This window comes from Moorena sp. SIO3A2, assembly GCF_010672265.1.
Classification (GTDB): domain Bacteria; phylum Cyanobacteriota; class Cyanobacteriia; order Cyanobacteriales; family Coleofasciculaceae; genus Moorena; species Moorena producens.
The window spans coordinates 210,266-231,937 of sequence record NZ_JAAHHC010000002.1; the positions used below are offsets into that span (position 1 = coordinate 210,266).

Annotated in this window: 19 protein-coding genes; 14 read left to right on the forward strand and 5 right to left on the reverse strand. The window is 42.1% G+C overall.

What is annotated here, in order from left to right:
* Positions 1-566: 566 nt before the first annotated feature.
* The 9 genes from F6K64_RS04095 (at position 567) to F6K64_RS04135 (ending at position 13,137) form a co-directional block, all read left to right on the forward strand.
* The gene (locus F6K64_RS04095) at positions 567-2,810 is read left to right on the forward strand and encodes a sensor histidine kinase (protein ID WP_161603199.1); all 2,244 of its coding nucleotides are present in this window, start codon (positions 567-569) and stop codon (positions 2,808-2,810) included.
* A complete protein-coding gene (locus F6K64_RS04100; protein ID WP_353736731.1) occupies positions 2,810-4,549 on the forward strand; it encodes an EAL domain-containing response regulator in 1,740 nt (579 codons plus the stop codon). Before F6K64_RS04095 ends, F6K64_RS04100 begins: the two co-directional genes overlap by 1 nt.
* Positions 4,550-4,591: 42 nt before the next feature.
* Positions 4,592-4,717: a hypothetical protein gene (locus tag F6K64_RS04105; protein ID WP_008189529.1), complete on the forward strand. Its 126-nt coding sequence runs from the start codon at positions 4,592-4,594 to the stop codon at positions 4,715-4,717.
* Between the two features lie 22 nt (positions 4,718-4,739).
* The gene (locus F6K64_RS04110; protein WP_008189532.1) at positions 4,740-4,937 is read left to right on the forward strand and encodes a response regulator; all 198 of its coding nucleotides are present in this window, start codon (positions 4,740-4,742) and stop codon (positions 4,935-4,937) included.
* 324 nt (positions 4,938-5,261) lie between these two features.
* Positions 5,262-5,687 carry a sensor histidine kinase gene (locus F6K64_RS04115; protein ID WP_287252338.1) on the forward strand — a complete coding sequence of 142 codons (426 nt, stop codon included), beginning with the start codon at positions 5,262-5,264 and terminating at the stop codon, positions 5,685-5,687.
* A 168-nt stretch (positions 5,688-5,855) separates the two neighbouring features.
* Positions 5,856-6,623 carry a YebC/PmpR family DNA-binding transcriptional regulator gene (locus F6K64_RS04120; RefSeq protein ID WP_287252340.1) on the forward strand — a complete coding sequence of 256 codons (768 nt, stop codon included), beginning with the start codon at positions 5,856-5,858 and terminating at the stop codon, positions 6,621-6,623.
* A gap of 91 nt (positions 6,624-6,714) precedes the next feature.
* A complete protein-coding gene (locus F6K64_RS04125) occupies positions 6,715-7,620 on the forward strand; it encodes a TRP family putative cation channel (RefSeq protein ID WP_287264904.1) in 906 nt (301 codons plus the stop codon).
* 17 nt (positions 7,621-7,637) lie between these two features.
* The gene (locus F6K64_RS04130) at positions 7,638-8,696 is read left to right on the forward strand and encodes a DUF4231 domain-containing protein (RefSeq protein WP_287264906.1); all 1,059 of its coding nucleotides are present in this window, start codon (positions 7,638-7,640) and stop codon (positions 8,694-8,696) included.
* A gap of 295 nt (positions 8,697-8,991) precedes the next feature.
* Positions 8,992-13,137: a TIR domain-containing protein gene (locus tag F6K64_RS04135; RefSeq protein ID WP_287264907.1), complete on the forward strand. Its 4,146-nt coding sequence runs from the start codon at positions 8,992-8,994 to the stop codon at positions 13,135-13,137.
* A gap of 6 nt (positions 13,138-13,143) precedes the next feature.
* On the opposite strand, the gene F6K64_RS04140 is transcribed toward F6K64_RS04135, so the two are convergent.
* On the reverse strand, positions 13,144-13,314 hold the full coding sequence (locus tag F6K64_RS04140; protein WP_287251024.1) for a hypothetical protein: 171 nt from the start codon (positions 13,312-13,314) through the stop codon (positions 13,144-13,146).
* Positions 13,315-13,363: 49 nt separating this feature from the next.
* On the opposite strand from F6K64_RS04140, the gene F6K64_RS04145 reads away from it, so the two are divergent.
* From F6K64_RS04145 to F6K64_RS04155, 3 genes are all read left to right on the forward strand, one after another.
* Positions 13,364-13,804: a DUF29 domain-containing protein gene (locus F6K64_RS04145; protein ID WP_287251026.1), complete on the forward strand. Its 441-nt coding sequence runs from the start codon at positions 13,364-13,366 to the stop codon at positions 13,802-13,804.
* A gap of 163 nt (positions 13,805-13,967) precedes the next feature.
* Positions 13,968-14,543, forward strand: a complete 576-nt coding sequence (locus tag F6K64_RS04150; RefSeq protein ID WP_008189558.1) for a Uma2 family endonuclease — start codon at positions 13,968-13,970, stop codon at positions 14,541-14,543.
* A gap of 92 nt (positions 14,544-14,635) precedes the next feature.
* The gene (locus F6K64_RS04155; protein ID WP_287264909.1) at positions 14,636-15,880 is read left to right on the forward strand and encodes an FAD-dependent hydroxylase; all 1,245 of its coding nucleotides are present in this window, start codon (positions 14,636-14,638) and stop codon (positions 15,878-15,880) included.
* A 17-nt stretch (positions 15,881-15,897) separates the two neighbouring features.
* Here F6K64_RS04155 and F6K64_RS04160 read toward each other — a convergent pair whose 3' ends face one another.
* Positions 15,898-16,521, reverse strand: a complete 624-nt coding sequence (locus F6K64_RS04160) for a hypothetical protein (protein ID WP_287264910.1) — start codon at positions 16,519-16,521, stop codon at positions 15,898-15,900.
* A gap of 794 nt (positions 16,522-17,315) precedes the next feature.
* Between F6K64_RS04160 and F6K64_RS04165 the strand changes: the two genes are divergently transcribed.
* Both F6K64_RS04165 and F6K64_RS04170 read left to right on the forward strand, forming a co-directional pair.
* The gene (locus tag F6K64_RS04165) at positions 17,316-18,146 is read left to right on the forward strand and encodes a hypothetical protein (protein WP_287264912.1); all 831 of its coding nucleotides are present in this window, start codon (positions 17,316-17,318) and stop codon (positions 18,144-18,146) included.
* Positions 18,147-18,918: 772 nt separating this feature from the next.
* Positions 18,919-20,397, forward strand: coding sequence for a leucyl aminopeptidase (locus F6K64_RS04170; protein ID WP_287264913.1), 1,479 nt, complete (start codon positions 18,919-18,921; stop codon positions 20,395-20,397).
* A gap of 360 nt (positions 20,398-20,757) precedes the next feature.
* On the opposite strand, the gene F6K64_RS04175 is transcribed toward F6K64_RS04170, so the two are convergent.
* The 3 genes from F6K64_RS04175 to F6K64_RS04185 are packed head-to-tail and all read right to left on the reverse strand — an operon-like array spanning position 20,758 to position 21,594.
* Entirely contained in the window at positions 20,758-21,159 is a 402-nt protein-coding gene (locus F6K64_RS04175; RefSeq protein WP_008189565.1) for a helix-turn-helix domain-containing protein, read from the reverse strand.
* On the reverse strand, positions 21,143-21,442 hold the full coding sequence (locus F6K64_RS04180; RefSeq protein ID WP_008189566.1) for a type II toxin-antitoxin system HigB family toxin: 300 nt from the start codon (positions 21,440-21,442) through the stop codon (positions 21,143-21,145). Before F6K64_RS04180 ends, F6K64_RS04175 begins: the two co-directional genes overlap by 17 nt.
* Before the next feature lie 26 nt (positions 21,443-21,468).
* Positions 21,469-21,594 (reverse strand): hypothetical protein, encoded by a 126-nt coding sequence (locus tag F6K64_RS04185; RefSeq protein WP_267872108.1) that lies wholly within the window; start codon positions 21,592-21,594, stop codon positions 21,469-21,471.
* Between the last annotated feature and the right edge of the window lie 78 nt (positions 21,595-21,672).

The following is a 21,672-nucleotide window of genomic DNA, read 5'->3' on the forward strand; positions in this document are numbered from 1 at the left end:
TCTCCTTTGACTCATCATCTCACACTTCCCTTCGCCCAAGGGGCGACAGTGGCGCGAACGGGTAAGACCTAGGGCTAATTTAGCTGAGGGACGCTAATGACCCATAACTAATCACCAAAGACCAATGATACACTAACTGTTCGTGAATTTACAGGTGTCAAGATAGACAAACTAGCTAAGACACCGTAGTTTCCACGAGGGCTAGAAATTAAGACTGTGCAACAATTTAGGCATCTAGTGGTGGTATAACATCTTACCATCACCTAAGGTTGGGCGGCGAGTGTTGCCCCTATTTTCTTGGTATGGGCATGAATCGACGCCTTGCAATGGTCAGTGGTCAATGGTCAGTTGCATGCATGTAATTAGCACTTAGCCCATAGCTAAAAGCTAGTAGGTGCAAAACAACTGACAATGGACAACTGACCTCAAATCCCCGGGATTGGTGGGGATGGGCTGAAAATTATCGTACAGCGTGGAGTTGATGGCGGTTGAATCTATGTCCAGTCTAGGCTAGACAGTTCCGATCTTAGCTAATTTTATTGGTTATGTTACCTGAGCATACACCCATGGAATCGAGCACTGGACATCAAAGAGTGGACTATCACCTCTTGAAAGTCCAAGCGGAAATGATTAACCAGATTGCCCAGGTTACAAGGGGGACGTTAGTCCTCAATGAATTGCTACCCACCATAGCTAATCAATTACATCAAATCTTGCAAGTGAGTGGCTGTTTAATGTTTCCCACTCACCACCCTCCAGCTATGGCAACTCATCAAGTTAGCTTTCCCATTACCCAATCAGTGGAGAGTACAGGCGAGCCATGTCTGATCGAGGTATTTCGCCACCTCTTTCAGAGTTATCACTCCTGGCTAGCTCAGGGCAAACCGTTGATTATTCCTGAATCCCAGGGAAAACTCCCACCAGAACTGAAGGAATTAACCTATCCATGTGACCTCCGTACCATCATGATGGTGCCACTGCTGCATGGGCAGTCTTGTCTAGGTAGTATCACCTTGTATCAGTGCGATCACGAACGAGAATGGACAGTCCAAGAAATTGCCTTTATCCGAGGGATCGCCGATCATTTTGCCATTGCCCTAACCCACCAAGAACTTGAGCAACTCTATCAAAAACAAAGCCAAGAACTTAAACAAAAAGAGTCTGCACTAAAAGTAAGCGAGGCTAGAAACCGAGCCCTCTTAGAAGCGATACCAGATGTAATCTTTCGTGTCAATCGGGATGGCTTTTACTTGGATTGGAAAGCGGCCATTGAAAACCCTGTGCTGTTTCTCACCAATAACTGTATTGGGAAACATTTACATAACTGTTTACCCACTGAGGTAGCAGGATTAATTTGGGAGCATGTGGAAATAGCCCTAGAAAGTGATGAGATCCAAGTTATTGAGTCCCCAATCAGACAAGATGGTAAACTCCGCTACTTTGAGGCTCGTATTGTTAAAAGTGGGTTAGATGAAGTTGCTGTTATTGTCCAGGATATCACTGAGCGTATTGAAGCACGACTCACCCTAGCACAAGTCAATGATGCTTTGGAAGTCAGAGTTCAACAACGTACCGCTGCTCTGAGGAAAGCGAACCAAGCACTCAAGGGGGAGATTATTGAGCGCCAGAAGGCAGAAGAGCAGTTGCGGCAGAGTGAAGAGCGGTTTCGTAATGTTGTAGAAATTAGTAGCAATTGGATGTGGGAGATGGATGAAAATGCTGTCTATACCTACGCTAGTCCCAAAGTCTGGGACTTACTCGGTTATGAACCATCAGAAGTAGTTGGCAAAACTCCCTTTGACTTAATGTCACAGGAAGAGGCAAAACGTGTGATGGAAATTTTGGCTTCCTTTACCGTTTTAAAACACCCCTTTAGCAACTTGGAAAATACCAGAATTCACAAAAATCGTCAGTTAGTGGTTCTGGAAACCAGTGGTGTACCAATTTTTGATCGTATTGGCAAGTTTTGTGGTTATCGAGGGGTTGATAGAGATATCACTAAACGGAAAGAAACGGAAGTAGAAATTATAAATGCACTGGCTAAAGAGAAACAACTTGGGGAGCTAAAATCCCGGTTTATTACCATGACATCTCACGAATTTCGTACCCCTCTAACCACGATTTATTCATCAGCAGAGTTACTGGAACATTACGGAACAAAATGGTCAGAATATAAAATAAATAATCACCTACATCGCATTCAAAACATGGTTCAACATATGACCAGACTTTTGAATGATATATTGCTGATTGGCAAGGTAGAATCTGGTAAAATAGAGTTAAAATTAACCCCGATAGACTTGGAAAGTTTTTGCACCGATTTAATTTATCAAATCCAGCTTAATGACCGAAATTATCACACAATAAAATTTACTTATAGCTTAGAAAAGTTTGAAAATAAATTAGGTAGTAATCATGGAAGAAATAATGCGGCTAGTTCGTTCTCATCCGCCCGACCGTATATGGATGAAAAATTGCTTAGGCAAATTTTGGAGAATTTGCTGAGTAATGCACTGAAGTATTCTCCCAAAGGTAGCACGGTTGAGATTAAACTCACTTGCTCTGCCAATCAGGCTATCTTTAAAATCAGCGATCAAGGTATTGGTATTCCTGAAGAAGACCAAGGACTACTCTTTGAGACCTTCTATCGAGGTACGAATGTCGGTACAATTACCGGCACTGGCTTAGGACTGGCAATTGTCAAAAAGTGTCTCGATATCTACCAAGGTCAAATTGATCTAGAAAGTGAGGTAACTGTCGGTACAACGTTTACTGTAACCCTGCCAATATATTACGTGCTATCAAATTAATGATGAGAAAAATATTAGTTATTGAAGATGAAGAGTTTGTCCGGGAAAACATTATAGAACTCCTGGACGCTGAAGGGTTTGATGTCATTGGAGCAGAAAATGGTCGTGTTGGTGTTAATTTAGCTAAAGGAACTATCCCAGATTTAATTATCTGTGATGTCATGATGCCGGAAATGGACGGTTACAGTGTCTTAACATCCCTGCGTCAAGACTCAATGATGGCAACAGTTCCCTTTATTTTTTTAACCGCAAAGGCGGCTAAAAATGATTTTCGTCAGGGTATGGAACTAGGGGCAGACGACTATATTACCAAACCCTTTACCAGAGCAGAGCTCCTAGGGTCAATTGCCAGTAGACTCAAAAAAAAAGCTGCTGTTCATAAGCATTACAATACTGAACTTCAGGAAGCTAAAAATAAACTCAATTACTTGATCCACCATGACAGCTTGACAAACCTACCTAATCGCCTGTCGTTGCGAGAACGGTTTAAGCAAGTAAAACAACACATCGACGATAATCAAAAACTGGTTACCTTTCTGTGTTTGGGTTTAGATCGGTTTAATCAAGTTAACAATAATCTGGGTCATTTTTGGGGAGATTACTTACTAAAATTTGTGGCTGAAAGCCTCACTAATTGTGTGGATATTCAGGGTACAGTTGCTCGTTTAAATGGCGATAAATTTGCCGTTATTATAGCCACAGCTCAACACAAAAAAGATGTCATAAATGTTGTCAAAAGCATTCTTGAGAGCCTCTATCAAACCATCGTTCTGGATGATCAAGAAGTTTTTATAACCGCCAGTATTGGTATTGCAATTTATCCCCGTGATGGTGAAGACGTTGAACAATTACTCAATCATGCCAACCAGGCGATGCTTCAGGCAAAGCGTCACGGTGGTGATCAATATCAGTTTTACACCAGTGCCTTGAATGTCAATTCTTCAAATCATCTTACCTTGCAGAGTAGCTTACGCTATGCTTTGGAACGGGAAGAATTCCAGGTTTACTATCAACCCCAAATCAGTCTCGAGACAGGAAAAATTGTTGGTGCTGAAGCTCTATTACGTTGGCATCATCCAGAACTTGGTTTGATTCCACCAGCAAAATTTATTCCGATTGCGGAAGAAACGGGTCTAATTCTATCCATTGGAGAATGGATATTACAGCAGGCTTGTCAGCAAGCTAAAGTCTGGCAAAATGATGGATATACCTCTTTTCGTATAGCAGTAAATATATCAGGTCGTCAATTTAATAAACCGGAATTTTACCATAATTTAGTCAAGATTTTGCAGTCAACTGAGTTAACCTATCGAACTCTAGAACTAGAACTAACTGAAAGTATACTAGTAAAAAACACTGAGACGGCTATTCGTCAGTTAAATGATCTAAAAAACCTAGGCTTAGAAATTGCAATTGATGATTTTGGTACCGGATATTCTTCATTAAGCTATTTACAACAATTTCCCTTTGACGTTCTCAAAATTGATCAGTGCTTTGTCCGTAATATTGTGCAGAAACCTAACCAGGCTGCTATTACTAAGGCTATTATACAAATGGCAAAAAGTTTAAATCTACAACTGATTGCTGAAGGAGTAGAAACTCAAGAAGAATTGGATTTTATTTATTCTCATAAATGTGATCGAGTTCAGGGTCATTTGATTAGTAGGGCTTTACCAGCGTCGGAATTTAAACGTTTACTCAATAGCGGTATTGGCTTCCCACTACCTCAAGTCAATTAGATTAGTTTCACAAAGCGCAAAAAAATGGTAAGAACAAAAATTATGTTAATTGAAGATGAACCTTCAGTACGAGAAAATATACTGGAGTTACTGGAAGCTAAATATTTTGAGGAGATTGCTGGTAGGAATGGTCGGATTAGTATCGAGTTAGACCATTATAAACGCTAAATTTATTATTTAAGATGTTATAATGCCAAAAATTGATGGCTATAAGGTATTGCATGCGTTGCGCAAACATCCTGCTACGGCAACCATTCCTTTTATGTTTCTCACAGCTAGAGCTGAAAAAACTGATCAGCGCCAAGGAATGGAATTAGGAGCAGATGATTATCTGACCAAGCCATTTACTAGAGTAGAACTACTAGGAGCAATTACTACTCGATTGTAAAAGCAAGCTGCCCTTGAGTTGCAAAAAGATAAAAAACTGGATGATTTGCGCAGCCATATTAAACTGTCTTTGCTCTATGAAATGGATAAACCCCTAAATCGGATTCTGGATATTTCCAAACTAATCATGGAGAAATGGTAGAGTTTGGAACGATATCAAATTAAGACTATGGCAGAAGATATCCATCAGTCTGCTGAACGGTTATTAAGGTTAATTCAGAACTTTTGACTTTATGCAGAGCTTGAAATGAACGCTACAGATTCCAAAAAATAATAAAATCTGCGAAAGACTACCAGTAAATTACCTAATCCGGTTCTGGCTAATTTGATTCAGAATATTGCTCAAAAAACAGGACGGGTTGCGGATTTGCAATTAGATTGGGAAGAGGCTACTATTGCTAGGTCGCCAAACCGACTTAATAAAATGTTGGAAGAGTTAATTAATAATGCCTTTAAATTATCACAAGAGGGAACACCTGTTTGGGGAAATAGCTATTCAGAAAATAATACCTTGATCTTGTCAGTCCACGACAAGGGGCAAGGGATATCTGAAGCTGAAATGGCCGAATTGAAAGCTGACTTACAATGTAAAGGTAACTTTTACGAACAACAAGGCTCAGGGTTGGGGCTGCTGATTGCTAAACGTCTAGCTGAGTTACACGGTGGTAAATTAAGAATAGATAGTACACTAGGAGAACAAACTACAGTGCAAGTAATGCTACCCCTAATCTCCAAAGGGCTAATCCCTTGACCAAAAACCATTTAGGATATAGCATTTACCATGGACTTTCTTTCCTTCAGTTGGTAGCTATCCTAGGAGAGAGAATAGTCTATTTTAGGAGATGACTTGGGTAGGTTATATGCTTAAACCAAGAAGTGGAGGTATTTTGTAACTTGGGTAGTAATTAACTTAACCGTTATGGCAGGACATAGTAAATGGGCAAATATTAAGCGTCAGAAAGCGAGGGTGGACGCAGTTAAAGGTAAGACCTTTGCTAAAATATCTCGGGAGATTATAGTAGCTGCTCGCAATGGCATCCCGGATCCGGAGGGTAATTTTCAGCTGCGGCAAGCGGTGGAAAAGGCTAAGGCAGCAGGGATTCCCAATGAGAACATTGAAAGAGCGATCGCAAAAGGAGCCGGTACCCTAGGCAATGAGAGTGACAATCTTGAAGAGATTCGCTATGAGGGTTATGGTCCAGGAGGCGTTGCTATCTTGATAGAAGCTTTTACTGATAATCGGAATCGGACAGCAGCTGACCTGCGTTCAGTATTCACTAAGAATGGTGGTAATCTGGGTGAAACAGGCTGCGTTAGCTGGATGTTTGAGCAAAAGGGTGTCGTTACGCTTACGGGTGATATCACAGAGGACCATTTGTTTGAAGCATCCCTTGAAGGGGGAGCTCAAACTTATGAGTTGAACGAAGATTCTGAAGGTGTAACGGCTGAGGTATTTACAGAAGTTAGCAACCTGGAAAACCTGAGTCAAATCTTGAAAAATCAGGGCTTTGAGGTCAGTGAGGCGCAGTTGCGCTGGATTCCTAGTAATACGGTGGAAGTGACTGACCCAGATCTGGCGCGGACGCTTTTAAAATTAATGGATGCTCTGGAAGACTTGGAGGATGTACAAAATGTTACCGCCAATTTCGAGATGTCTGATCAGCTGATGTCCCTCAGCATGATCTAGCAGATAGAATATTATAAACCACTATAGGTGATTTTAAATGTTTCTATCTGCCAAGACAAAGCAAAAGCGAACAGATCACCAAAAGGTCTTAATGGCTAGATGCGCAGGCATCGCTCCCCCCCGATTGCGCAAGAGGAGGGTTTTAGCTAAGTCCGGTGCTTTGTCCCAGGATGGATACAAGCCAAACCATCTCATCTTCAAGCAGTTCTTAAATAACCAGCCTCTCAAACTCACGTTCAAGAATGGGCAAACGGCTTGTGCGATTCAAGTGGATCATCCTGTGGACTTGTCTGCTGCCCTGAACCAAATCGGTCTTCACGGCTCCCGTCCGGTTTTAGTGGTAGTCGGGGGGGCAAGTAAGATGAGTGATCAGAGTATGGCTCGTTTGCGCTTGTTGTTTGTCAATGTACTAGCTCCTATTGCTGAAACCCTTGGAGCCTGTGTGGTGGATGGCGGTACCGATACTGGGGTGATGCAGATGATGGGGCAAGCTCGTGCTGAGATTGCTGGCACCTTTCCCTTAGTAGGTATTGCCCCAGTGGGCAAGATTGCGCTTCCTGATGCACCCCCCTCATCTTCTGGTCAAGCATCACTGGAGCCAAATCATACTCATTTTGTGCTGATTCCTGGATCTACCTGGGGTGATGAATCCCCCTGGTTGGCTCGTATAGCTACTACCCTGGCAGACGAAAAGCCATCAGTGACAGTAATAGCTAACGGTGGGGCGATTACCTTGCTAGATTTATTTGAAAACAAGAAAGCTGGACGACCATTGGTAGTTCTTGGGGGCAGTGGTCGGTTGGCAGATGAAATTACGATGGCAGTACGGTATCCAGAACAAGAAGCACGAGAATCTGTTACGGAACTATTACAACCAAATCACTTGCAACAAAATCATTTGACCTGTTACGACCTCTCACAACCATTCAGTGACTTGACTAAAATCATCATGGAGGGACTGACGAGACAGTCAATGTACACAGTAAAAAGTACATAGACTACACATAGACTGTCATGACGTCAGAAGTTGAGCCTACATACTCCCCTGGGCCAAACCCAACCCTCAAACGTGCTTGGGAACGTCAGCGTACCTATAGCAAAAATGCTACAGCGGCTCAGAAACGTTTCTTTCTGCTGCGGATAGGAATTCTGGTATTGAGTGTGTTGGCTACTTTGCTAGCTGTGCTCCACTCAGAGTTGGTAGACGTCCTTGGTGAGTCACACCAGACGGTCAAAGTGATTCACTACGTTCTTCTACTAGTGCCCATTGCTCTAAGTGTACTACTAGCAGGTGCAGTTAAGTTCGACAAAGGTGGCAATTGGATTCTGTTACGGGGTAGTGCCGAGGCAATTAAACGGGAAATTTACTGTTACCGTGCCCAAGTTGGGGAATACAGTGATAACACGTCCCGGGATGCTAAGCTGGCACGCAAGGTCAAGGTGATTAGTCAAAGGCTAAAGGGAACTACAGTTCACCACACTAGTTTTAGCCCCTACGAGGGGGAAGTTTCCCGAAGAAAACGCTCATCCTTAAGCAAGGACAAGAAACGTCAGGAAGCTCAACAGCATCATCAAGACGATAATTTTTCTGACCTAACTCCCGAAAACTACCTAGTCTGGCGAGTGGAAGACCAGTTTAAGTGGTACCGAAAGCGAACTAGGAAACTTGACATACAATTGCATGGCTACCAGTGGGGGGTATATATCTTGGGCGGTGTGGGTTCATTTCTGGTGGCGCTGGGTCAAGACACCTCGGTGGCGGTCACTACAGCCTTAGCTGCGGCATTTTCTAGTTTCCTGGAATTGAAACGGGTTGAGACAACGCTGATTGCCTACAACCAAGCAGCTGATGATTTGTACGATATAAGCACTTGGTGGCATGGTCTCTCAGACCAGGAAAAATCGGAGAAATTTGAGTTATTGGTGATCAGTACAGAGAGAACCATCCAAAGCGAAAATGTAGGTTGGGTGCAAGAGATGAATGATGCACTAGCAGAACTCTATGGTGAAACCGAGCAGTCGGAGGATAAGGGAAAAAACCCGTCTCCGTCTCAGAAAGTGGATACTAAATGAGATCATTTATAATATTATTTACGTGCTTGACAGACTGGCTTTCTTGTGGTGAGCATTGAGGCTATGGGCATAGCACCAGAGGTGAGACCTAAATCCTGATCATTGTTCACCTGTTAACCATTCGTTACCCATCCGTTACCCATCCGTTACCCATCCGTTGCCCTTATTTCCTTGTCTTGATGCAAAGCGCACCTCTGCATCGCTCTCACAATTCTTCAAGCTTGCTCGATTTACGAAATCCAGGGTGTTACAAGTGTAGTGTTAAGTATATCTCCTCACTTAGACCCCTGGACAAATGACTACATTTTTCGATGCCTTTATCTCCTACGGACGTGCTGACAGCAAAGCCTTTGCTACTAAACTTGAAGCTAGATTAACACAATTTGGCTTAACGGTCTGGTTTGACCAGAAGGACATTCCGCCTGCTGTAGATTGGCAGCATCAGATTGATAATGGCATTGAGAGAACTCATAACTTCATTTTTATCATTTCCCCCCATGCCGTTAATTCAAAATACTGCCTCAAAGAAATTGAACTAGCTATTAAATACAATAAACGCATTATTCCTTTAGTCCATGTTAAATCTCCTCGTGACAAAATTCCTACAATTATTCGTAAACTGAACTGGATCGATTTCCAAGAGGAAATCAATGATTTTGAAGCGTCCTTTAAACAATTAATTAATTCTATCCGTAAGCATGCTGATTATGTAGAACAGCATACTCGGTTTTTAGTTAAAGCTCTGGAGTGGGACAGAAATCAACAACAAACTAACCACCTGTTAATCCAATCAGAACGAATTCAAGCTGAATCTTGGTTAAAGGTACGGTTTAAAAAAGAGCAGCCCCCTTGTATGCCAACGGATTTACATTGTGAGTTTATTTGTGAAAGCACCAAAAATGCCAATAATTTAATGACCCAAGTCTTTATCTCTTATTCTGATAAAGATCAAGATATAAAGGATAAAATTGCCAAAACCCTGATGCGGGAAGGAATTACAATCTGGAAACCTGAAACGGATATTAAAACCGGTATAGACTTCCAAGCGGCAATCAACCAAGGAATCGAGGAAGCTGATAATCTCATTTACTTAATTTCACCCAATTCGATTCAATCAAAATACTGTCACCAAGAGCTTGAACACGCTTTTGCTCACAATAAACGGATTATATCCCTACTAATTCAAGACACGGATATCGACCAAATACCACCAAAAATTAGCTCATTACAATTCCTAGATTTTACTAAGTCTAACCATGAAGCAAACTACCGCTTCATGGCTGCTCAATTATTAAAAGAATTAAATCAAGATGCTCTCTATTACGAAGAGCATAAGCTTTTGTTAGTCAAAGCGTTAAAATGGCTGACCCAAAACCGCAATTATAGCATTTTATTGCGGGGTCACAATTTAAACTATTACGAAAACTGGCTGAACGTAAATCGGCAACGCCTGGAACATCCACCACTAGGATTACATGAAGAATTTATTGCTGCTAGCACGAATCAACAAACGGAATCTTATCTAGACGTTTTTATTTCTTATTCTCGTACTGATTCAGATTTGGCTAGGAAGTTAAATGAGGCATTGCAGTTACAGGGTAAAACGACTTGGTTTGACCAAGAAAGTATTCCTCCGGGCAGTGATTTTCAGGAGGAAATCTATCGTGGAATTGAACAGTCTGATAATTTCTTATTTATTATTTCCCCTGCTTCGGTAAATTCACCCTACTGTGCTGGGGAGGTAGACTATGCTCAGACATTAAATAAACGGTTTGTGACTGTGCTTTCTACACAGGTACCAGCAAAAATGCTACATCCTGGATTAGCTAGCATCCAGTGGATTGATTTCAACCGGCATGGTGGAGATTTTTATCCCAATTTCAGTGAATTGGTCAGAACCCTTGATACTGACCGAGAGCATGTGCGCAGTCACACCAAATGGTTGCAGCGAGCTAGGGAATGGCAGCAGTCTAACCAAGATACAGATTTGCTGTTGCGTGGCAGCGAATTTTCTATTGCCCAACAATGGTTGCTTGATGCCGAGACCAATGATAAACAGCCGACTGCGACACCTTTACACAAGGAATATATTGCTAAAAGTCGGGATGCCATATCGATTTTGAGAAAACGGGAAAAGCGTCGATTAGTCATCTTACGGTTGTCCCTTACTTTGATGAGTACAGCATTTGCAGCAGCTGTTGGCTTTGGCTTGGTTGCTTTCATGCAATGGAAACGAGCAGAAACAGTTAGCGAAGGTCACATTAATGCTCTGAGTCGATATTCACTGGCTCTGAGAAAATCACATCAGGAATTTGATGCCCTGATCGAAGCAATCAGGGCTGCACGGCAACTGCAAAAACAGAGACGCAGTGTAAAACCTGAAACTGAGAGTCTGGTTAGGACAGCATTGCACGGAGCAGTGTCTTGGGTTAGAGAATACAACCGTTTGGTAGGCCATAACAGTTGGGTTACTAGTGTTAGTTTTAGCCCTGACGGTAATCTGATTGCTTCTGCTAGTAAAGACCATACTGTCAAACTGTGGAGCCGCAACGGTCAGGCACTCCAAACCTTGAAGGGACATGACGGTACCGTTTGGAATGTGAGTTTCAGCCCAGATGGCAAGACTATTGCTACAGCTAGTCAGGATAAGACGGTCAAACTGTGGAGCTTAGACGGGAAAAACCTCCAAACCTTTAAAGGACATCAGCGTGGAGTGCGGAGCGTGAGTTTTAGTCCGGACGGCAGGATGCTGGCTACGGCTAGTAACGATAATACTGTCAAGCTGTGGAGCCTCAATGGCAAGCAACTCCAAACTTTTGAGGGGATTGCGGCTGGATATCGCAGCATCAGCTTTAGTCCGGATGGCAAAATTCTGGCTTCTGCTGGAAGTAACAATACTATCAAACTCTGGCACCTGGACGGCAGAAGTATGGCAACGTTCAAGGGGCATAAGGCTGAGGTTTATAGCGTCAGTTTCTCACCCCAAGGCAAGATGATTGCTTCTGCTAGTGAGGATAAGACTATCAAACTCTGGAGCCTTGATGGTCGGAAACTGAAGACTTTTCCAAAGAAATTAGCTGGAGTCAGAAGCGTCAGGTTCAGCCCGGATGGCAAAACCCTCGCCTCTGCTAGTCGGGATAAAACCGTTAAACTCTGGAGCCTTGATGGCTCGGAACTCCAAACCTTCCGAGGGCATCAGGCTGGGGCTTATGACCTTAGCTTTAGTCCAGATGGCAAGACTCTGGCTAGTGCTAGTGAAGATAAAACCATTAAACTCTGGCGCTTAGATGCCAAAACACCTCGCACCTTCAAGGGTCATAAGAGTTTAGTCTGGAGTGTTAGTTTCAGCCCAGATGGCAAAACTTTGGCTAGTGCTAGTGAAGATAAAACTGCTAAACTATGGCATTTAGATTATACCTGTAGCAAGCAAGGATTAGGGGAAATAAGGTCTAGTAAAACTATCAATCTACTGGATTTTTGTTTGACTCCAAACGTTCTAGAAAACCACAGAGATGTAGTGTTTAGTGTGAGTTTTAGCCCGGATGGCAAAACTATTGCTACGGCTAGCCGGGATAGTAAGGTTAGACTTTGGAGTAAGGATGGTAAAAAAATCCAAACACTCCAGGGGCATAAGGCTGGAGTCTTTAGCGTTAGTTTCAGCCCTGACAGTCAGACGATTGTATCTGGCAGTTGGGATCAAGCTGTTAAGCTTTGGAGTTTTAAAGGAACAGAACCCCAAAGGTTTAAAAAGCTTAGGGCTGCGATTAGAAGTGTTAATTTTAGTCCCGATGGTCTGATGATTGCTGCTGGTAGTGATGATAATACTATTAAGCTTTGGAGTCGCGAAAATTTATGTAATGGTGAATTAAAACCAGCAAACTTAAAACCAGCAAACTTAAAACCAGCAGTTGGATCAGACCATAACATAAATTTTTTGCCTTTTTGCTTAACTCCTACTATCCTCAAAGGTCATGATGATGTGATCTGGAGTGTCAGTTTTAGTCCCGACAGTCAGATGCTTGTCTCTGGTAGTGAGGACGAAACGGTTAAACTTTGGAGTAGAGACGGTAAAGAAATCCGAACTCTCAAAGGGCATCAGGGTAAGGTGTTTAGCGTTAGTTTCAGCCCAGATGGCAAGATGATTGCTTCGGCTAGTGGTGACAAAACGGTTAAACTCTGGAATTTGAAGGGGCAAGAAATTGAAACTCTGATTGGACATAATGATGGGGTTTTTAGCCTCAGTTTCAGTCCCGATGGCAAAATCCTGGCTTCATCTGACTCCAATGGCAATGTGATTATGTGGGATATGGATATAAGTTTAGATTTCAATGACCTTCTGGGTCGGGCTTGTAATTGGGTAGGGGATTATCTCAAGCACAATGCTGAAATCGATGAAAGCGATCGCACTATTTGTCATGGCATTAAACCCAAATCAAAATAGATTGGATTAAGGAAAGGCAAGAGGCAAGAGGCAAGAGGCAAGAGGCAAGCTAGCAATAGGCAAGCTAGCAATAGGCAAGCTAGCAAGAGGTAAGAGGCAAGAGGCAAGAGGTAAGAGGTAAGAGGCAAGAGGTAAGAGGCAAGAGGCAAGAGGCAAGAGGCAAGAGGCAAGAGGCAAGAGTTAATAAATTAAGAGATAAATTGGGTATATAAAGGGAGAGACAGTTGTGGAAAAATCATACACAAAAGACTTTCATTCCTGGACACAACAAACAGCACAGCTGTTGCGAGAAGGTCGTTGGCAAGAGATTGACTTAGAAAATCTGATTGAGGAGGTTGAAGACTTGGGCAAGAGTGAAAGGCGGGGAATTACTAGCCAATTGATTCGCCTGCTGTTACATTTGCTCAAGTGGCAATACCAGCATCAGCGTCGCTCGGATAGCTGGCTGGATTCGATTACTGACGCTCGGACTCAGATTGAGCTAGCTATTGAAGATAGTCCCAGTCTCAGGAGCTATCCAGCCCAGCAGCTGGAACAAAGCTATCAGCGGGCTCGCCGTAAGGCAGCCCAGCAAACCGGAATGCCTGTTTCGGTTTTCCCAGAGGCTTGCCCCTATTCTCTTGGATTGGCCTTAGATCAGGATTGGTTACCAGAAGCTGAAAATTAAAGCCTATTTTATGATAAAATAGGGAATATTGAATTAATTGATATTGGGGTGAGTTAAACCATAACTTGGACTGAAAAAATCAAGGCACTAGAGGCATGGGTTGATAAATTGGAAAAGAATAACTCCTCATACAATTAAGCTGTGTTTTTAAAGTTAAGTTATCATGACCCTGATCAAAACTAAGCGCTTTAGCCTAGCTGACTATCATCGCTTGATTGATAATGGTTTTCTAACAGAAGATGACCGGGTGGAGTTGATTCGGGGAGAGTTAATACAAATGGTGGCGAAGGGTACCTCCCACTCGGTTTGCAACACTAAGTTATGGCGAGAGTTGGACAGACTAGTAGGCGACCGTGGGGTAGTAAGGGGACAGGAACCAATCATCCTATCCAACGACAGTGAACCGGAACCGGATGTTGCGATCGCATGGGGTCAGGCAGATGACTACTTGCCAAATCACCCTTATCCAAAGGATATATTGCTGGTTATTGAGGTGTCAGATTCAACCCTGGAGTATGACCAGACCGTAAAGCTATCTTTATATTCAGAAAACCAAGTTCAGGATTACTGGATTGTTAACCTGGTGGCTGGTCAACTAGAGTGCTATACTCAGCCCTATCAAGATACTCAAAGAAATTTCGGCTATCGGGTCAAACGGGTGGTGTTGCCCAATGAAACGGTTACCATTCCTGGTCTTGGAGATTTGTGCCTAGAGTTAAGTCGTGTGTTTCCAGGTTGAGCAAAATTGGATCAGTTGATGGGTTGATCTAAAAGCGTCACAATAAAAAAGAGTATATATTACTATTTACCGAGACACTTACTACTATAGTTATGGCGCTGGAACTGCTGATTCAAACTACCTCAGCAACCCATCAAAGTTTTGATTACGACCTAGCCATTGTGGGTGGTGGCATTACTGGTTCTACCCTGGCCTGTGCGTTGAAACATTCTGGGTTGAGCGTATTACTCATAGAAGCAAAACCGAAGTCAGTGGCAGCTGCCAGGATACAAGCCTATGCTTTGTCTATCCTCTCAGGGCGTATTTTTGCAGGTATTGGGGTTTGGGATAAAATCCTGCCGCAGATTAGCACATTTCGGCAGATCAAGCTTTCCGATGCTAACCATTCCGGTGTGGTGCATTTTTCCCCTTCAGATTTAGGTACCAACGCCCTAGGGTATGTGGGAGAACACCGTCCGGTTCTAACTTCGTTGCAGGAATTTTTGACAGATTGCCCCAATGTTGACTGGCTGTGTCCAGCAGAAGTAGTGGATGTAGACTATCAGGAGTCTGGGGTGGAGATTACTGTCAAGGAGGGTGATACTCAGCATCGAATCAGGACAAGGCTAGTGGTGGCGGCTGATGGAGCGCGATCGCAAATTCGGACTAAGGCTAGGATTACGACTCGTGGCTGGAAATACTGGCAATCTTGTGTCACTGCCCGGATTAAAACCGAAAAGCCCCATAATAATACGGCTTTTGAACGGTTCTGGCCTAGTGGTCCGATGGGGGTGCTGCCCTTATCAGAGAATCGCTGCCAGGTGGTGTGGACAGCACCCCATGCTGAAGCCAAAGCTTTAAAAGAACTAGACGAAGATCAGTTTCTCGCTAAGCTGGAATACTACACTGGTGGTCTTTTGGGTCGCTTGGAATTGGAATGCGATCGCTATTTGTTTCCAGTGCAATTGATGCAGAGCGATCGCTATATTCAGTCACGATTAGCACTGATTGGTGATGCTGCCCATTGCTGCCATCCTGTCGGTGGTCAAGGACTAAACCTTGGGATTCGCGATGCTGCTGCCCTTGCCCAAGTCTTGACTGAAGCACACCAAGCAGGGAAAGATATTGGAGCGATCGAGGTCCTTAAGCGCTATGAAAACTGGCGCAAGCAAGAGAATCTGGTCATCTTAGGGTTTACCGATACCCTAGATCGGATGTTTTCCAACAACTGGTTACCAATAGTGGGGATACGCCGTCTCGGGTTATGGATGCTGCGCCGGATTCGTCCCATGAAGATTTATGCTTTGAAGTTGATGACTGGTTTAAGGGGAAATATTCCTCAAGTTGCTCAACAATAGAGCAGTGGCTCTCTTACTCAATTACTGCTAGAGAGTGCTGCGATCAGAATTCTGGTTAAGGGTTCTAAATCAGTTGGTACCCGGTAGAGAGTCAATTGTTGGGTGATTAATTTATCTTGACGGTGCAGAATACCAAACTGCCAGATTGTTCCAGTTGAAACAGCTCCAAATAGCTGTGGCTGTTGCTCAACCGATGGGCATTTCTCCCACTGATCGAGAGCGATCAGTTCCACTGCCATCTGAGTGAAACCATTGGTAAGATCCTCTTGTTTTGCCTCAACTACTAACAGATTAGTCGTTGTCCTGAGCAAATAGTCCAACGCGCCTTGAAGCTGATTGCTGACCTTAATTGAATACTCAATTCGCAATTGCGCCCGTGTGTAGTGAATTAAATCTGCCATCACAGGTGCAATTAACATCTCCCGCCGGGATTGTTCGTTGGTGAGGTCCAGGTAAGGTAAAATTTCTTCGAGGCGTGATTGGCGCTCTTGCAATCGATCTAACTCACCCTGATATTGCCGCAAATTTAATAAGCTACGTTCTAGTGAATAGCCATATTCTGCCAAGATTTCATCCGTGGGAGTTTTGAGTTTGGCTATTTCACTGAAGCTGTAAGAACGGTTGGGGTCGAGCAGAGGCATAGGATGGAAGCCAGAAATCAGCAATTAAGGGGACAGGACTTACGCATTTGCCCCCTAAATCCCCCAATTATGGGGGAATTTGACATCATTACTACCCAGAATTGGGGGGCTAGGGGGGCGAAAGACACTTAACCGCGTAAGTCCTGGGGGAAATATTCCTCAATTGGCTCTACAATCAAGCATCGCTTAAGTAAATTTATTGATGATCGGGGGATGGGGTGATTAGGGAATCGAACTATATAGAGTAAGTAGTTGATTGATTGACTGACTTGAGCCACTTATTGGTTATTTGATCAACTTCTATTACTTGACGAGCGTTCTAGAAGGAATTAAAGTTATTATATAGCGATCCTAAATAGGTTGTGGCAATTTTCAAAAATGAAATCCTTGTTATACCTGGGTTTAAAGCTTCTCGCCTGTCACAACTCAAATAGGATTGCTATAGTCTACAGTCTATATCAAAAAATTTATTAATTAATAATAGAACTTACGCATGGGTGCATCTCATATTTGAAAATGTTGCGTAGGGTGCTTTAGGGTGGAATGCTATTGGCGAAACATTTCTTAACACGCTGAAAGCATTGATATTCCGTGTAATGGTCGCAAAACCTTTTATAGTTTTGTAACGTAATCAACGGCAGAATAAGTGTTTTGGATGTTAACTTATATTTCGCCAGCAGCGTCACCCCGTAACGCACCACTGGGCCAAACAGCAAAAATGAGATGCACACCTTACCCATTAACAAAGTGAACGAGATGTCTAGATAATTATTCTCTTCTAAAATTTTGTAGCAATGAAGGATTTATTGAAATTATTCAACGGATTAGTAGAAAAACCAGCCTTATTTACTCAATTTCTTTCTCTTGCTTTAGGGGCAGTATTTATTCTAATAGGTGTCGGAATAGAATTCAATATCATAAACGGAGAGATTAAAACTGACAATACCCAGAAACCAATTCTGATCTTAGTCTTAGTAGGTGTAGTTCTTATAGGTTTTTATCTCTGGATGGTTTGGTACAATGAAATAAATAATAAAAAAATTGCCGAAAAAAATAGGGAAGTTGATAAAATAAAAAGTTATTTAAATACTAAAAATAAAGAAATATACCAACTAAAGCATTTTATTGAAAAAGCTATATCAGTAATAGAAGACAGCAATGAAGAAAGCAGTTTTTCTGAGCGTGTTTTAGAAATACTGAAAGGAATGAGCCAAAGTTTTGAAAAACTTTATTCTCCATCTGCGTCTCATCAAAAAAAAGTAGCAGCAGAATGGGTCAGTCAAAGTATTAATAAATGGACTCAAGAAATAAAGTTAAAGGACTGTTTATCCTTTGGTGTTACTCGCAAAAATATCAAGGATTTTAGAAATGATTTAGCTAAACTTTTAGAGCTTTTATGCCAAAACATCATTAATGATAGACATTCAGTACCTCTTCTAGTTAACCCTCAATTCTATAAAACATTAGGTGGTAATACTATTCCCTATAACAAGGCACTTATATTTATTGAAAAGCGAATGTCTGAGGAGCTTGATCAGGAAGTAGACACCCTGGGTTTCGAGACGATTGACTACGTCAAAAACAAAATGGCTCAGCTTGTAGAAGACACAACTTACAAGCCTTAGTGGTCTGTTTACATTCAGGACTTATTGATTGGTTTCCAAGTTCGTGTAATTGGACCAGATTTACCCGGAATCGGTTTTTCTTCCTTTAGTTTGTTATTATAATAATCAAGAAGGGTACAAAAAGCGTTATATACATCAATTAGACTGTCGTCTTTCAGTGCGTATGGTCGTAGTTTACTCGCGTGTCCTGCGAGCTCTTTTGTGAATTTATACCATCCGGACATAATTTTACCTCTAGATATAATTGGAATGGCTTACCAAAGTGGAAAAACATATTCAGTAAACACACCTTACTTTTTGAGACTCTTACTTTGATGAGCGATTATTGGAGTCAAAGTTAGTTGAGTATTTGTTCATTAAATATGCCAAAGGGCAATTTTAATTCAGGCTACTCTACTAATAATTAGTACCAATATAGGCTGGTGTTATCCGGAATAAATAGCAATCCTAACTAAAAAAAATACTATAGCGTTTATCGCAGTTATGATGCACATTTTTTTTTGATAATGATTAAAAATTTTTCTTTACTATTGCCTTTTGCATTTTGCCTTTTGCATTTTGCTTTAAAGGGATAAGCAATGTCGCTGATGAGTATGAGAACTACTATATATGTCGAAACTACATGGTCAACAAGCACAATAAGCCAGCATTTATTGAAAACTATCCCCGGTTACCCAACAAGATGGGTTTGCCCTCACCCCATCACCAGTCGATATCTGTTATGGTATTGGTTTCAAAACTATTCATTGTAACTACCTAGACAGAGAAAAATATGGAAATTCGAGGAACCGATACACCACGGTTAGACTGGACTGGTGATGCTCTAGCCATTGGATTATTTGAGGATGCTGTAGACCTGACTGGTGATTTAGCCGAGTTGGATCAGAAACTGGCTGGTACGATTACAGAATTGATCGAGGAAACAGAATTTAAGGGTAGCGCTAATAGTTCTGCTGTCACCCGTGTGGGATCCAGTAGCCCAATCCGTAAAATTATCCTGGTAGGATTGGGTAAACCAGATGACCTGACCTTAGATACACTGCGCCGTGGGAGTGCCACAATTGCGCGGACTGCGAAACAGCAAAAGATTACAACTCTTGGAATTAGCCTACCCGTGGTTAATGATGACCCGACAGCAACGGCACAAGTGATCACTGAGGGGATAATCCTGGCACTACACCAAGACAATCGCTTTAAGTCAGAATCCGAGGATAAGGGCGCAAAGCTCGAACAGATTGATTTACTGGGATTGGCTGGGCAAGAAGCAGGGATTGATCAGGCTCAGAAAATCTGTGAAGGAGTAATTTTGGCACGAGAGTTGGTGGCAGCACCAGCTAATGAGGTGACACCAATTAGTTTGGCTCAGACAGCAGAGGAACTGGCATCAGAGTATGGTTTTTCCCTGGAAATCTTGGACAGGGAAGCCTGTGAAGAATTGGGAATGGGTGCTTTTCTTGGGGTTGCCAAAGCCTCAGATCTGCCTCCCAAGTTTATTCATATGACCTATAAACCTGATGGTACTCCAAAACGCAAATTAGCGATTGTGGGTAAGGGCTTAACCTTTGACTCCGGTGGCTTGAATCTTAAAGGTGCTGGTAGTGGCATCGAGACTATGAAAATGGATATGGGGGGGGCGGCGGCTACCTTGGGGACTGCTAAGGCAATTGGCCAGTTGAAGCCGGATGTCGAGGTTCACTTTATCAGTGCGGCCACGGAAAATATGATTAGTGGTCATGCCATGCACCCAGGGGATATTCTTACTGCTTCTAATGGTAAGACGATTGAGGTCAATAATACGGATGCCGAAGGAAGACTAACCCTAGCAGATGCTTTAGTGTTTGCGGAAAAATTAGAGGTGGATGCGATCGCAGATTTAGCTACCTTGACTGGTGCCTGTGTTGTAGCATTGGGAAATGATATTGCTGGTTTATGGACCACTGATGAAACAATAGCGCAACAGTTTAAAGATGCGGCAGAAGCGGCTGGTGAAAAATTATGGCAGATGCCCATGGAAGAGAAGTACTTTGAGGGATTAAAGTCTCAAATTGCTGATTTCAAAAATACTGGACCCCGTGCAGCTGGTTCGATTACGGCAGCCTTGTTCTTGAAGCAATTTGTTAAGGAAACGCCTTGGGTACATATCGATATTGCTGGAACAGTTTGGACTGATAAAGAAAATGGTTGTAATAATTCTGGTGCGACTGGCTTTCCAGTTCGTACTTTAGTGAATTGGGTATTGAGTGAGACTTAAGGTAATAGGTAATGGGGAATGGGTAATAAGTAATCGGTAACTGACCCAACTATACTTAATATCATTACTTAAGATCATTCCTTAGTTTAGCAACCCCCTAGTAAGGCACGGCGGAAATAAAGATACCTTTCAAAAAGAGCGAAACACTTATATAATAAGTATGCAATAATTTTGAATTTTAACTTCCGCCCAGCATTACTAGCTATGGGTTTTTAAGGAAAGCCATTGGCTGAGCTAGATAATTTTATGATTTTATGGAACAGGGAATAGGTAATAGTTAAAAACTCCTGTGTACCTGATAAGTATGGAAAACTCTATACATCGAATCGAAATGAAGTTTTAGCAATTGGTGAGCGCTTTTCACATAAACAAACTGGAATCAACTTGAAAAAAAACTCCCAAGGTTTTGGCTTGATATTTGCTAATTTCTCGCTTTCCATTAACGATGTCATCAACGGTTTTTTTAGAGCCAATAATTCCCACTAAATCCGCTGGTTTTATGTCTTTTTGATCCATTAAAAAAAGTAACATAGACTGAGGCTCAGATCTAATCCCTGGTGAGTAATAGTCTTGTTCAAATTTTTCAATTAATGTAATCAGCAATTCATAAATTTCATCTTCTTCTGGTGTTCGTTTAGGTCGGTGCATCAACTCTTCTACAAAAGCTAAAGCTTTTTCATTCTCTTCTTCTGTTTTAATCATTTTAGGTTGATATTTAATTAACAGTTTTTTGTATGGCTTTTGATTAAAAGTAAGGGTCATTCTTCCAGTTATTATAGTCGTATTCTGCGTGATTCAGAATATACTTGATGTAAATTAAATGCTTTTCATAATCTATACTTACAATTAAGCGGTACTTATTCCCCTTAATATTAAAAACTGTAAAATTTCCTACTGCTTCAGCTTTTCTAAAAACTGATTGTACCTCAACTAAGTTAGACCAAGTAGCCTGATTGGCAATCTTATACCAGTTATCGAGAGCATCATGGCAATCAGCGTGTTTTTCACTAAATTCCCGCAAACGTCGATAGCTGATCACATGCATTTGATATCCTCTTTGGTGCCCTGAACCTAGACACAACTCTGATTTCCTGTCTTGATGCAATAGCGAGTGGGGGAAACCACGGCAATAGCGAGTGGGGGGAACCCCCAAGACCGTAATGGTGCGTTTTCCGCATTAAGAATGAAATTCGCCACGGGTCGCACCTCTGCATCGCTTTATTTTGAAACCAAAGGGAATAGAGCTATTCCAAGTTATGTTAACTAGCCCAATCA

What these genes read in the sequence shown, in the direction of transcription:
- F6K64_RS04110 (WP_008189532.1), top strand. Translation starts at nt 4,740, where the DNA reads ATGCCAAAAATTGATGGCTATAAGGTATTGCATGCGTTGCGCAAACAT.
- F6K64_RS04130 (WP_287264906.1), top strand. Translation starts at nt 7,638, where the DNA reads ATGACGTCAGAAGTTGAGCCTACATACTCCCCTGGGCCAAACCCAACC.
- F6K64_RS04165 (WP_287264912.1), top strand. Translation starts at nt 17,316, where the DNA reads ATGAAGGATTTATTGAAATTATTCAACGGATTAGTAGAAAAACCAGCC.
- F6K64_RS04155 (WP_287264909.1), top strand. Translation starts at nt 14,636, where the DNA reads ATGGCGCTGGAACTGCTGATTCAAACTACCTCAGCAACCCATCAAAGT.
- F6K64_RS04120 (WP_287252340.1), top strand. Translation starts at nt 5,856, where the DNA reads ATGGCAGGACATAGTAAATGGGCAAATATTAAGCGTCAGAAAGCGAGG.
- F6K64_RS04095 (WP_161603199.1), top strand. Translation starts at nt 567, where the DNA reads ATGGAATCGAGCACTGGACATCAAAGAGTGGACTATCACCTCTTGAAA.
- F6K64_RS04105 (WP_008189529.1), top strand. Translation starts at nt 4,592, where the DNA reads ATGTTAATTGAAGATGAACCTTCAGTACGAGAAAATATACTGGAGTTA.
- F6K64_RS04180 (WP_008189566.1), bottom strand. Translation starts at nt 21,442, where the DNA reads ATGCATGTGATCAGCTATCGACGTTTGCGGGAATTTAGTGAAAAACAC.
- F6K64_RS04100 (WP_353736731.1), top strand. Translation starts at nt 2,810, where the DNA reads ATGATGAGAAAAATATTAGTTATTGAAGATGAAGAGTTTGTCCGGGAA.
- F6K64_RS04150 (WP_008189558.1), top strand. Translation starts at nt 13,968, where the DNA reads ATGACCCTGATCAAAACTAAGCGCTTTAGCCTAGCTGACTATCATCGC.
- F6K64_RS04125 (WP_287264904.1), top strand. Translation starts at nt 6,715, where the DNA reads ATGGCTAGATGCGCAGGCATCGCTCCCCCCCGATTGCGCAAGAGGAGG.
- F6K64_RS04160 (WP_287264910.1), bottom strand. Translation starts at nt 16,521, where the DNA reads ATGCCTCTGCTCGACCCCAACCGTTCTTACAGCTTCAGTGAAATAGCC.
- F6K64_RS04175 (WP_008189565.1), bottom strand. Translation starts at nt 21,159, where the DNA reads ATGACCCTTACTTTTAATCAAAAGCCATACAAAAAACTGTTAATTAAA.
- F6K64_RS04135 (WP_287264907.1), top strand. Translation starts at nt 8,992, where the DNA reads ATGACTACATTTTTCGATGCCTTTATCTCCTACGGACGTGCTGACAGC.
- F6K64_RS04170 (WP_287264913.1), top strand. Translation starts at nt 18,919, where the DNA reads ATGGAAATTCGAGGAACCGATACACCACGGTTAGACTGGACTGGTGAT.